This window comes from Runella rosea (genome assembly GCF_003325355.1).
GTDB classification, from domain to species: Bacteria; Bacteroidota; Bacteroidia; order Cytophagales; family Spirosomataceae; genus Runella; species Runella rosea.
In genome coordinates, this window is the sequence record NZ_CP030850.1 from 4,595,631 (window position 1) to 4,608,504 (window position 12,874).

General features: G+C 43.7%; 11 protein-coding genes. 6 read left to right on the forward strand and 5 right to left on the reverse strand.

Annotation, left to right across the window (positions count from 1 at the left end; all coding sequences use genetic code 11):
• Window positions 1–58: 58 nt before the first annotated feature.
• The 4 genes from pheT (at window position 59) to rny (ending at window position 4,940) form a co-directional block, all read left to right on the forward strand.
• Entirely contained in the window at window positions 59–2,479 is a 2,421-nt protein-coding gene (gene pheT, locus DR864_RS19165; RefSeq protein WP_114068473.1) for a phenylalanine--tRNA ligase subunit beta, read from the forward strand.
• 88 nt (window positions 2,480–2,567) lie between these two features.
• Window positions 2,568–2,966 carry a hypothetical protein gene (locus DR864_RS19170; RefSeq protein ID WP_114068474.1) on the forward strand — a complete coding sequence of 133 codons (399 nt, stop codon included), beginning with the start codon at window positions 2,568–2,570 and terminating at the stop codon, window positions 2,964–2,966.
• Between the two features lie 10 nt (window positions 2,967–2,976).
• On the forward strand, window positions 2,977–3,276 hold the full coding sequence (zapA, locus tag DR864_RS19175) for a cell division protein ZapA (RefSeq protein ID WP_114068475.1): 300 nt from the start codon (window positions 2,977–2,979) through the stop codon (window positions 3,274–3,276).
• Between the two features lie 98 nt (window positions 3,277–3,374).
• Complete coding sequence (gene rny, locus DR864_RS19180) at window positions 3,375–4,940, forward strand: ribonuclease Y (RefSeq protein ID WP_114068476.1); 1,566 nt, start codon at window positions 3,375–3,377, stop codon at window positions 4,938–4,940.
• Window positions 4,941–5,096: 156 nt separating this feature from the next.
• On the opposite strand, the gene DR864_RS19185 is transcribed toward rny, so the two are convergent.
• Both DR864_RS19185 and DR864_RS19190 read right to left on the reverse strand, forming a co-directional pair.
• The gene (locus DR864_RS19185) at window positions 5,097–5,657 is read right to left on the reverse strand and encodes an acyl-CoA thioesterase (RefSeq protein ID WP_114068477.1); all 561 of its coding nucleotides are present in this window, start codon (window positions 5,655–5,657) and stop codon (window positions 5,097–5,099) included.
• 78 nt (window positions 5,658–5,735) lie between these two features.
• The gene (locus tag DR864_RS19190; protein WP_114068478.1) at window positions 5,736–7,415 is read right to left on the reverse strand and encodes a S41 family peptidase; all 1,680 of its coding nucleotides are present in this window, start codon (window positions 7,413–7,415) and stop codon (window positions 5,736–5,738) included.
• A gap of 147 nt (window positions 7,416–7,562) precedes the next feature.
• Here DR864_RS19190 and polA point away from each other — a divergent pair, with 147 nt between their 5' ends.
• On the forward strand, window positions 7,563–10,430 hold the full coding sequence (polA, locus tag DR864_RS19195; RefSeq protein WP_114068479.1) for a DNA polymerase I: 2,868 nt from the start codon (window positions 7,563–7,565) through the stop codon (window positions 10,428–10,430).
• Between the two features lie 22 nt (window positions 10,431–10,452).
• Here polA and DR864_RS19200 read toward each other — a convergent pair whose 3' ends face one another.
• Genes DR864_RS19200 through DR864_RS19210 form a run of 3 tightly spaced genes read right to left on the reverse strand, consistent with a single transcriptional unit; the run spans window position 10,453 to window position 12,104 of the window.
• Window positions 10,453–10,836 (reverse strand): hypothetical protein, encoded by a 384-nt coding sequence (locus tag DR864_RS19200; RefSeq protein ID WP_114068480.1) that lies wholly within the window; start codon window positions 10,834–10,836, stop codon window positions 10,453–10,455.
• A complete protein-coding gene (locus DR864_RS19205; protein ID WP_114068481.1) occupies window positions 10,833–11,657 on the reverse strand; it encodes an endonuclease/exonuclease/phosphatase family protein in 825 nt (274 codons plus the stop codon). The genes DR864_RS19200 and DR864_RS19205 overlap by 4 nt, the downstream gene beginning before the upstream one ends.
• 30 nt (window positions 11,658–11,687) lie before the next feature.
• Entirely contained in the window at window positions 11,688–12,104 is a 417-nt protein-coding gene (locus DR864_RS19210; RefSeq protein ID WP_162793960.1) for a hypothetical protein, read from the reverse strand.
• 373 nt (window positions 12,105–12,477) lie between these two features.
• Between DR864_RS19210 and DR864_RS19215 the strand changes: the two genes are divergently transcribed.
• A complete protein-coding gene (locus tag DR864_RS19215) occupies window positions 12,478–12,846 on the forward strand; it encodes a hypothetical protein (RefSeq protein WP_114068483.1) in 369 nt (122 codons plus the stop codon).
• Window positions 12,847–12,874: the final 28 nt, after the last annotated feature.

Consider the following 12,874-nt stretch of genomic DNA (forward strand, 5'->3'; position numbering starts at 1 on the left):
CGTTGATTTAGAAACGTTTGCTGAGCGCTGGCAACCATGAACGATTAACAAATTCTCAATGAAAATTTCCTATAACTGGCTTAAAGAACTTATTGATATTCAGGAGTCTGCCGAAGAAATCGGTAAATTGTTGACCGCTACGGGTCTCGAAGTGGAAGGCATTGACCCCGTCCAACGTGTAGAAGGAGGATTGGAGGGCATCGTGATTGGAGAGGTGCTTACTTGCGAACCTTTTACCGTCAAAGAAAAAACATTGCACCTTACCACGGTTGATATTGGCGCGGACGTGCCGTCCAATATCGTGTGCGGGGCGGCCAACGTAGCTGCCGGGCAGAAAGTAGTTGTAGCAACCGTGGGGGCTACGATTCATCCGACTGGCGGGGAGCCTTTTACCATTGCCAAGCGCAAAGTGTATGGTCATCCTTCTGAAGGAATGATTTGTGCCGAAGACGAAATCGGCCTGGGTACATCACATGCGGGCATTATGGTATTGGATACTGATTTACCCAATGGAACATCGGCGGCGGAGTACTTCGGCTTATTGCCTGATTACGTCATTGAAATAGGCCTGACGCCTAACCGCGCCGATGCGGCCTCTCACCTCGGCGTGGCCCGCGACTTGAAAGCGGTATTGAACCGAGCGCTGAAAATGCCAGCAGTTGAAAACTTTACGGTTTCAACTACAACCTTACCAATCGAAGTAAGTGTCGAAAACTCGGAAGCCTGTCCGCGTTATGCTGGAGTGATAATATCGGGCTTGACCGTGACCGAATCACCAGATTGGCTGAAAGAAAAATTGCAGGCGGTAGGTGTGCGGCCGATTAATAACGTGGTAGATATTACCAACTACATTTGCCATGAACTTGGCCAACCGTTGCACGCTTTTGATGCAGCCAAAATCATCGGCAACAAAGTAATCGTAAAAACACTGCCTGCTGGTACGCCTTTCGTGACCCTTGACGGTGTAGAGCGCAAGCTGTCGGACCGAGATTTGATGATTTGTAACGCCGAAGAACCCATGTGTATCGGGGGCGTTTTTGGCGGTACCAAGTCGGGGGTTTCAGAGCAAACGACGGATATTTTTCTGGAAGCCGCTTATTTTTCTCCAGCTTGGATTCGTAAGACGGGCACTTTCCACGGCCTGAAAACTGACGCCTCTTTCCGCTTCGAGCGCGGAACTGACCCCAACATGCCAGTCTATGCGCTCAAACGCGCAGCGCTTTTGATTCAGGAAGTGGCAGGTGGTCAAGTATCGTCGGAAATTGTGGATATTTATCCCAATCCGATTCCCAATCATGAAGTGAAAGTTAAGTACAAAAATGTCGATAGACTCATCGGCAAAGTACTAGACCGTGCGCTGATTAAGCAGATTTTAACCAGCCTCGACATCGAAATTCAAGACGAAACCCCCGAAGGCTTTTTGGCTTCTGTGGCCCCTTACCGCGTGGATGTGACGCGCGAAGCCGACGTAATTGAAGAAATCCTGCGAATTTATGGATTCGACAACATCGAGCTTTCCGAAAACTTAGCCACGGACTTCCTATCAGGTTTTCCGATTGTGGACCCTGACAAACAGAAATTACGCATTGCTAACCTTCTAGCAGCCAATGGGTTCAATGAAACCATGGCAAATTCATTGACGAAACCTATGTACAATGACGCGGTTCGGTCGAGTTTACCTGGGGAAGATGTAGTGATGCTCAACCCTTTGAGCGAAGACCTATCGGTGATGCGCCAAACCATGCTGTTTTCAGGATTGGAGTCATTGGCTTATAACCTGAACCGTCGTCAGCGTGATTTGAGAATCTGTGAATTTGGAAAAACATACCATAAAGTCGAATCGAAGTACAAGGAACTTTCCCACTTGGTTTTATTGATGGCGGGGCATCAACGGGCCGAAAGCTGGTTGGCCAAAGACCAAAAACTGGCGTTTCATGATTTGGCAGGGATGGTGCATTTGGTTTTGAATGCCTTTCGGGTGGCGCAGGTAGAGAAGCAGGAAATTCAAGACAAAACAATTTTTGAGTATGGCTTGTCTTACACGATTAAAAAGAAGCCTGTGGTTAGTTTTGGGCAGGTAAAAGCAAAGCTGGCCAAAATCGCCGACATTAAACAACCCGTTTTTTACGCGGATTTTGATTGGGCCTATTTGTTGAAACAATACAACGATAAAGTGCGTTTTACGGAAGTTTCTAAGTTCCCAGAAGTACGTCGTGATTTGTCGTTGGTGTTGGATAAAGCCGTCACTTTTGAACAAATTCGCCAAACTGCCCATAAATATGAGCGGGAGTTGTTGACCAACATCAACGTGTTTGACGTGTATGAAGGAGAAAATATCGGAGCAGATAAAAAGTCGTATTCGGTGAGCTTCACGCTTCAGGATGAGACCCAAACCCTGACCGACAAAGTTATTGATAAGACCATGCAGAAATTAATGATGGCCTTTGAAAAAGACTTAAATGCAGTAATACGTAAATAACAAATACCGGATGAATGACCTTGGACGTTAGAAGAGTGTTCGTTTTTAATGTCTAAGGTTGAAGTTTTACAGGATAACATAACGCGGCATGAAACTTGTAACCTTCGAAGACGATAGACTTTTAGATGAGCTGAATTTTCAATTTCTGTTCGTGGAGAGAAGTGTGAGTGCGTTGCAAGCGGCTTATGCCCACGAAAAAGCGGCGCACAGCGAACTAAAGTCACGCTTCGAAGTCCTTCAAAAGCGTTATGACAAACAAAACGAAGAGCTAAAATTTGAACGCCAAGAAATTAAAATCTTAAAAACGGAAAATAAACAATTGCGAGAAAAAGAACTTTCTTTGAAAGAAAAGTTAAATAATTTCAAACAATTGTCTATAATTGTAAAAAACCCGAAAAACGTAGACGCGATTACGGAACTGAACACCAAATTGGACGAATACATTCGATACGTAGAAGAAACCATCAATTTGTTACACACGTTGTGACCCAGACGCAATGGAAACCATAAAAAAAAGGCGAATCGTAAGAGTAAAGATTGCCGATAAATCTTACGAAGTCTGGGCTGACTCAGACGAAGATGAGTCTTTTATGAGAGAAGCAGCCAAGAAAGTTGATGCACAGGTAGAACTTCGAATGAAAGGAGAAGCAGATCTTCAGAAGGTTTTGGCAATGGTTTGCCTTGACTCAATGGTAGCTCGCCTAAAAGGAGATAACGATTTAGAAGTCATACAGTCAACAGTATTTAAACACTTAGACTACCTACAAAGACACTTCAATCCATCGGGCCAAAACTAACCTTTTGGTCTCTTCAAATACGTTCAAAAAGGGATAGGTTTAGTACGTTCAAGACTGCGTTTAGGGAATATATGTTGAACCTATAAACACAGACACAGATGCCCGATATATTATTGTTTTTACTCGATGCTGCCGTTTCGGCGGTTGTGGGTGCAGTAATTGTCTACTTCGTTATTAAAAAGACAACCAAAAAAACCGAAGAAGACGCCCAACAGCGCGCCGCCGAAATTCTTAAAAATGCGGAAATTACCGCCGAAAATATCAAGAAAGACCGCATTCTTGAAGCAAAAGAAAAATATTTGAGGTTGAAATCAGAGTTTGAAGACGACACAAATAAAAAGAAGCAGATTATTCTTCAAAACGAGCAGAAAATCAAGCAACGTGAGCAGCAACTCAACCAAATGACGGAACAAAACAAACGCCGTGAGAATGAGTTGGAAACCCTTAAGAAAAACCTCGAACAACAAACCGAGGTGGCTACGAAACGCCGTGATGAAGCCGAAAAAATGCACCGCTCGCAAGTCGAACAATTGGAGCGAATTGCCAATCTGACTGCCGAGCAGGCCAAGCAACAATTGGTGGAAGCCCTTCAAGCCGATGCCCAGTCGCAAGCTTCTGCTTACATCAAAAATACTATTGATGAGGCCAAATTAACGGCGACCAAAGAAGCCAAGAAAATCGTTATCGAAACCATTCAGCGCACCGCTTCCGAGCATGCTATCGAAAATACTGTTTCGGTGTTCAACATTGAAAGCGATGATGTAAAAGGAAAAATCATTGGCCGAGAAGGACGCAATATTCGGGCACTTGAAGCGGCTACGGGTTGTGAAATCATCGTTGATGATACCCCAGAAGCAATCGTTATTTCAGGTTTTGACCCTGTTCGTCGTGAAATAGCCCGATTGTCGCTGCACCGATTGGTGCAGGATGGACGTATTCACCCGGCGCGTATTGAAGAAGTAGTTTCAAAAACGAAGAAAAATATTGACGACGAAATCGTCGAAATCGGTGAGCGTACCGTCATTGATTTGGGGGTTCACGGTTTGCACCCTGAATTGGTAAAAATGATTGGACGGATGCGTTTCCGTTCGTCGTATGGCCAAAACCTGCTCCAACACTCGCGCGAAGTAGCGCGGCTTTGTGCCACAATGGCTTCAGAGTTGGGATTAAATGCCAAACTCGCCAAACGTGCTGGGTTATTGCACGATATTGGAAAAGTATGGCCCGAAGAATCAGAACTTCCGCACGCTATTCTAGGGATGGAATTAGCCAAAAAGTACAAAGAAAATCCAGAAGTATGCAACGCCATCGGTGCTCACCACGATGAAATTGAGATGACGAGTATGATGTCGCCCATTATTCAGGTGTGTGATGCTATTTCGGGGTCACGCCCGGGCGCTCGTCGCGAGATGATGGAGTCATATATTCAGCGTTTGAAAGATTTGGAGGCATTGGCTACCAACTTCCCGGGCGTTGATAAATGCTATGCCATTCAGGCGGGGCGTGAGTTGCGGGTGATTGTCAATTCAGATACCGTCAATGACGATACCGCTGGTAAGCTTTCGTTTGATATTTCGCAAAAGATTGAGAAAGAAATGCAGTACCCAGGCCAAATAAAAGTAACGGTAATCCGTGAAATGCGCTCCGTGGCCTACGCAAAATAAAGGCTGAGTTTGTGTTAGTTTATAAAACAGAACTCGTTTTAAGTATGAAAGAAACCCGTCGCTGATAACGACGGGTTTCCTTTTTTAGCCCAAAAGACAAATGGGGAAAAGTCAAAAAAGCTTCGGAACGGCCTTTGTAGATTCGGATGCGTCAGTTTAGGGATTTTGAGCCTCATCGCTAACAATACATCGCTCATTTTTGAGCAGATGCAAGTTCTCCTCCAATTTCATCCGCGTTTTTTCATTGTCGAATTCACCCGCGTAGGTGGTTTTCAATTCTTTGCGTTTGATGGCTTCCAGAAACCGTCGTGTATCTTCTTTGGTTTCGAGGTTGAGCGGAGGTACTTCGGTGGGCTTGCCTTCGTCGTCCTTGGCAACCATGGTAAAATAGGAGGTATTGGTATGTTTTTGAACGCCCGTTCGAACATCTTCCGCAATCACCCTGATACCCACCACCATCGAACTACGACCTACGTAATTGATAGAGGCATGGAGTGATACCAATTGCCCTACTTCGATGGGTTGGAGAAAGTTTACCCCTTCAACCGACACAGTTACTACGTACGTGCCTGCGTGTTTGGATGCGCATACATAAGCTACTTTGTCCATAAGTGATAACAAAATTCCTCCGTGGATTTTACCACCGAAGTTGGCGTACGAAGGAATCATTAATTCCGTAATGGTTGTACGGGAAAAGTTGACAGATTTGGCGAGCATGGGCAAAAAAATAGGTTATTGCAGACTTTATTAGAGAACTTCTAACAAAAATCTACAATAACCTGAGGATTCGCAAACTTACTTTTTGCCGTCTTTTAAGCTTACACTTGTGCGCGACAGTTTTTCGGCTTCGTCAAAAAGGGTTACTGCTTTTTTATAGCCTTCGTCTAAGTCAGACATCACTTGGTAAAATTCATTGTTTAAGCCTGCTTTGTCACGTTTTTGGTAGGCATAACGCCCAATCATGGCTTTCAAATAAGTACGAATATACGGCTTTGAGCGCTTGTATTCTTGTTCGTTAAACTTAATATCGTCGTTATTGGCATTGCGAAGAATAATCTCCATGTCTGCCTCGCTCGGGGTGAAGGTTTTGAGGTAGTCGGCAAAAGTGAGTTTTTCCAACTGTTTTTTATTTTCGCCCACGTATCGTACGGCATAATCGCGAACGATGTTTTTGCCAAACAATTCATACAAATACGGCGTCATCATGCTGGTATCGCGGGGCACAAACACATCGGGGGTGATTCCGCCGCCGCCATAGACGACCCGGCCTGCATCGGTACGGAACTGGAGTTTGGGGTTGTTTTTGATGCTGTCAGCAATGAAAAGTTCTCCGTGTGAAAAACGATTTTTGATGTCTTTTTCGTAACTTTCTACATCACCATGGGTATAAGGCTTTTGGATACTGCGACCACTCGGGGTGAAATAACGGGAAATTGTGAGACGCAGCTCGGAGCCATCTGATAAATTGACGGGCATTTGCACCAACCCTTTTCCAAACGAGCGGCGGCCCACAATCAAGGCACGGTCGTGGTCCTGCAATGCCCCGGCCACAATTTCAGAGGCCGAAGCACTTCCTTCGTCGATAAGGACTACCACGCTTCCGTTCTCAAACATACCCACGTTTTTGGTGCGAGTTTGGCGGTCATACCGGTCATCTTTTCCGTCGGTATAGACAATCATTTTATCGCCCGAAATCAATTCGTCCACCATATTGGTGGCACGGTCCATGTAGCCGCCTGGATTGCCTCTCAAATCCAACAGGAGTTTTTTCATTCCCTGTGTCTTGAGGCTGCTTACGGCATTTTTAAATTCGTCGTAGGTTGATTCAGAAAAACGAGTCACCTTAACATATCCTGTTTCTTTATCAATCATGTAAGAAGCATCTACCGAATAAGTAGGAATTCGGTCCCGTTTCAATTGAAAAGCCAACGGTTTAGGCACACCTCTGCGCAAAATCTCGATTTTAACTTCGCTTCCTCTCGGGCCGCGCAGCTTAGAAAAAATAAATGCATTGTCAACCTTTGTTCCAGTAAAGACCTCGTTATTGACTTTCAAAATCTTATCGCCGCTTTGAATGCCAGCTGCTTCTGAAGGGCCGCCTACGAGTGGAGAAACCACATACACGGTATCTTTGTACAAGTTGAATTCAATACCGATTCCGTCAAACCCGCTTTCTAGCTGAGAACGAGCCGCAACGGCATCTTTGGGGTTGAAATAGTAGGTGTGTGGGTCGAGCTTTTCGAGCATTTTAGTGATAGAATAATCCACCAGCTCGTCGGTATTTACCGTGTCAACGTAGTTATTATCAATCAGTTGAAGAACCTCTTTGAATTTGGTATAGCCTCGGGCCACATCAGTGATTCCCTTGCTTCCCCCAAAAAACGTAGCGCCCAGAAATACCCCAGCGGCTAACGTAATACTCAATAAAATCGGCAACCGTACGGTGCGGCGATCATTTTGGATTGGATTTTCCATGTTACTTTTACAGAATGCGAGTCGTAATGTACAGATAGTGCATAAAAATAACGCACAAACGCCATAGGTAGTTTAACAACTCGTTAGAAAAATCAAAAATCCCATTAAACTTTCCTTTCTTTGCATCATTTACTCATTAAATGACCCATGAAGCCTGACAAAAAACTGTTTCTTTTAGATGCTTTTGCGCTGATTTATCGTGCTCACTTTGCCTTTCTTAAAACTCCCAGAATTACTTCTAAAGGGTTGAATACAAGTGCGGTATTTGGTTTTGTGAATACCTTGAGAGAAGTCTTGAAAAACGAAAAACCAACCCACTTGGGGGTAGCATTTGATACGCCCAAGCCTACATTTCGCCACGTACAGTTTGAGGCCTACAAAGCCCAACGGCAGCAGCAACCCGAAGACATTACCATCGCCGTTCCGTATGTGAAGCGATTACTAAAAGCCTTATGTATTCCTGTGTTGGAGGTAGATGGCTATGAAGCGGATGATGTGGTGGGAACACTTGCCAAAAAGGCCGCTCGTTCAGGATTTGAAGTGTTTATGATGACGCCTGATAAAGACTACGGTCAGTTGGTTGAGGAACATATTTACCTTTACAAACCAGCCATCATGGGAAAAGGCGTTGAAATCATGGGGCCAGCCGAGGTATGCGCGCGGTGGGGGGTGAAAGATATTAGTCAGGTAGTGGATATGCTGGGTTTGCAGGGTGACGCGGTGGATAACATTCCGGGCATTCCAGGCGTGGGAGAGAAGACCGCTCAAAAACTAATTGAAGAATTTGGCTCTATCGAAAACCTGTTGGCCAATACTGATAAATTAGCCGGAAAGCTCAAAGAGAAAGTCATCGAAGGCGCGGATAAAGCCATTTTGTCAAAGCATTTGGCCACAATTGATATAAATGTACCGATTGAATTTCACGAAGAAGACCTTCTCATGTGTGAGCCGGACCGTGATATGCTGTCAGCTTTGTTGGATGAGTTGGAGTTTCGCACGTTGCGTAAAAGCATGTTGGGCGAAGATGCTGCCGACGTAAAACCTATTAATTCTCCCGTAACCTCATCTACGGCCGATAAAAAAGGCCAACTCAGTTTGTTTGGAGAAAATGCTCCTACCCCCGACAGCAACGCACAAAACAAATCAGCAGTGTATTCGGAAAGCGATTTGCCGTTTCAAACGCCCGAATTTTCTTCGGAGCGCCGTACGGTAGCCAATACGCTCCACCGCTATCATTTGGTTGATACTCCTGAGTTGAGGCAGTCGTTGGCGCATTATCTGAGTTTGCAGGAGGCTTTTTGTTTTGATACCGAAACCAACTCCCTAGATGCTATTGATGCCGAATTGGTAGGAATGTCGTTTGCCTACCAAAAAGGCGAGGCGTTTTACGTCAGCGTTCCGGCTGACCGCGAAGAGGCTCAAAAAGTAGTGGAAGATTTTAGGTCGGTGTTGGAAGATGAAAAGATTGAGAAAATCGCCCAAAATCTTAAATACGACCTGCTCGTACTTCAAAACTACGGCATTGAGATTCGGGGACCCATTTATGATACCATGCTGGCGCATTACCTGATTGAACCTGACAAACGCCATAATATGGATATTTTGGCTAATTCGTACCTAAATTATGAGCCCGTGTCGATTGAGGCATTGATTGGTAAAAAAGGTCCGAAGCAGCTTACGATGCGGGATGTTGACATTGATAAGTTGGTAGAATACGCCGCCGAAGATGCCGACGTAACGCTGCAATTGAAAGAAAAATTGAATCCCATATTGATTGAAAATCAAGCGGAAAAGCTTTTTAGAGGGGTGGAAGTGCGGCTGGTACCTGTGTTGGCGGGGATGGAGCGCGAAGGTATTAAAGTAGACATGAACGCCCTAAAAGAAATGTCGGGCGTGCTGGAGACAGACATGAAATTGGTAGAAAAAGATATCTATCAATTGGCGGGAGAGGAGTTCAATATTTCTTCGCCGAAGCAATTGGGCGTAGTGTTGTTTGAAAAAATGCAATTGATTAAAAAGCCTAAAAAAACGGCAACAGGTCAATACGCTACGGGCGAGGATATTCTGTCGGACTTGGAAGCTGAGCACGAAATAGCGCGTAAAATTCTGGATTATCGTGAGCTGCAAAAACTAAAATCCACCTATGTGGATGCCTTACCCTTGTTGATTAATGCCAAAACGGGGCGAATTCACACCTCCTTTAATCAAGCCGTAGCGGCTACGGGGCGTTTGAGTAGTACCAATCCAAACCTCCAAAATATTCCGATTCGAACGCCGAGAGGGCGCGAAATTCGCAAAGCTTTCGTGCCGCATAGCGATGAGTTTGTGATTCTTTCGGCCGATTATTCCCAAATCGAATTGCGCATTATGGCGGCTTTCAGTCAGGATGCTACCATGCTAGAGGCGTTTAACCAAGGCTTAGACATTCATGCCAGTACTGCCAGTAAGGTATTTAAAGTAGCGCTTGCCGACGTTACTTCTGACATGCGACGTAAGGCAAAAATGGTCAATTTTGGCATTATCTACGGTATCTCAGCATTTGGATTGGCCCAACGGTTGGGGATTCCGCGTGGTGAAGCTGGCGAAATAATCCGTGCCTATTTTGAAGAATTCCCCGCCGTAAAAACATTCATGGATTTATCGATAAACAAAGCCCGGGAAAACAAATACGTAGAAACCATTCTGGGGCGTCGGCGGTATTTGGCCGATATTGATTCTCAGAACCAAACGACGCGGAGTTTTGCCGAGCGAAATGCCATCAACGCCCCCATCCAAGGCTCGGCGGCCGATATGATAAAAGTGGCCATGATTAATATTCATGATTTCCTGAAGAAAGAGAAACTCCGCTCTAAGATGATTCTTCAGGTACACGATGAATTGGTGTTTGATGCCCACCGCGACGAGGTAGAGCTACTGAGCCAGCACGTAAAAGAGTTAATGGTCAACGCCATTCCACTTCCCGTTAAAATGGATACGGGGATTGGTTTGGGGAATAACTGGCTGGAAGCGCATTAAAAAAGGGGCCGAAATGCCCCTTTTACACGTTTTCTGTTTCTTCTAAACTTTGGGAGTAAAGAGAGTTAATGACTTTTATTGTATGTTGGTCACGTAAAATTTCTTTTATTCTTTCTTTGAAGGTTATTTCATCTTCACAGATAGTAATCCCGTCAATGGTTACTGGGTATAGGGTAGCGGGATTGTATTTTATATGAAACAGTTGATACTTATAATTATTTAAATAGGGGGATGTGATGGAAAATCCAACAGTTGTTTCATCATAGGCTGAAACAAACCCAATTTCCCCTTTTAGAATGTTATTGGTTTTCTGTGATAATAGCTCTGCCTGTTCTTTTAAGATAGTTTTAGGACTCCTTACTGTTACTGGTGTAAAGTCGGGCCAAAGGTCAATAACATCGTTCATAATAAGTTCAATTTTATCGTGAAATAAAGCGGTAAGTGGTCAGAATAGTCTTTATTCGGAAAGCCACTTGCCGTTAAGAGAGACTTTACTCCATCTTTGTCTAAAATTTGTAACGCTTCTTTATCAAAATTAGGAATTAGTTCAGGACGAATCAATACCTGATCAAAAGTATTCCAAAAGTAATTTTCATAGTTGGATGTATTATAGTAATAACTTCCAGTAGCCTCGCTCCTTATATCTCCTAACCAACTCCATAATGGATTATAGAAAAATTTATAATCTTTCTCTTGAACTCTTCGAGTTAATTTCTCTGCTATTTTAGAAGAAGATACTGCATGGAAAATGGTAGACTTAATCATCGCAGATTCAAAAGGATTCATATTAAAATCACCTACAATTATCGTTTTGTCTATGTTTAATTTTTCTTCCTGCTGCTTAATCTGTTCAACAAAAAGCCGGGAAAACTCCTCCTGTTCATTGGAATTATTGTTGGATTTATCGGGAATATGAACACTTGCCAATAATATTTTTTCACGCAAAGGCAATTCTAAAATATTGATACTGTAACGCCTACGTTCGAAAACAGGTTTTAAAAAATTACTCTTAAAACGGGTTAAGATTTTAATCTTATCACATTGTGATATTGGATTATGAAAGAAGTCATAGCCTTTTTTTGCTAATTCAACGACTAATATCGCTAAATTGAAGCTTACTTCGGCCATTATCAGCACATCAATTTGGTGATGCTCAACTATATTGATAATTTCTTCAAAAGGCCGATTACGGTTCAGATTCCAAAATAAAAAGCGAATTTCCTGCATAAAAGCGTTTGACAGTTTTCGCGCAATATACTACTGATTTCCGTACTTCACTGCGGTGCCTGTCATGACAAAACCCTGATAATCTTTGGCGGTATAGTATTGATATTTAACGTTGACGAGGGCGTGCGCTCCCATGCCTACGCCCTGCAAGATAAGTTGGTCGAGCAACGCCCGCTTTTGATCTTCGTCGTTTCCTCTGAACAGCATTCGACCTTCCTTGGTTTGTCGCTCACTCAGCGGGACTTCCTTCTCAACTTTGACAGGACCAATGGGGGTATAAAGACGGGTGGTAGGTTGGTTCTCATAAAATACATCAATGGGATACTCTGCTTTGGCGAGTTTGATGGGGATGCCCAAGCCACCGTCGGAGGTAGTGACGGGGCGTGCGCACGACAACAAAAAGGTGAAAGCAAAAAGACAAAATATAAAGGAGGTAATTGACTTCATCAGATTCATAGCATTCTTTTTAAGTGTTCTCGTTATACACCGCAAACGAAAACAATGTTTCAGTAAAACGAAAATTTTTGATGTCGTATTGTCGGTTCAAAGCAAAGGATTATTATTCAATAAATGCATACATAACCAACGAAATGCATCGGTACGTGCGTTTTTTGGACGCATTTACAAAAAAATAACGAGGCTGATTGCATGAAAATAGGGGTGTTTTCTGAGTTTGTATGATATTTCAGAGAAATAGCTAGACAAAATTGATAATCTAAAACGAAGAGGCTATTGTTTTGCAAAAAAAATGGTACGAACTTTGCGAGCCCTTTAAAAACCTTAGACCATTATTGGTCGAAATGGTGCTTAAACCAAAGAAATGAAACAACGCAGGTTTTTTACGCAACTGACTTCCGCTGCCTTGGCGGTACTGTTATTAATAACAGCTACTGCAGGTAAGTCGTTGTTGTTGCCCAAAGCCCCGGTCAAAAAGCCTGTTTCGGAAGAAACTTCTAAAAGCAAAAAAGCCAACCAAGAACGGCCTGTAGTGCAGGAAATGTCGTTGGTGGCAGTCGTAGCTCCCGCGGTTTCGTTTGATTTTGAGCAATCCTTTTATTTTTTACCTACTATTTTCAGTATTGAACTGCCGGGCACTAATGCCCTTCCAAAGCGGTTTGACATCTTTTATTACTTCTTCTCCTTTTTCCGAAATGTATTCGGACATTTTATTGCGATTAATGCGCCTTAGTTGAGGCAGAAATGACGGTGATTTTGTC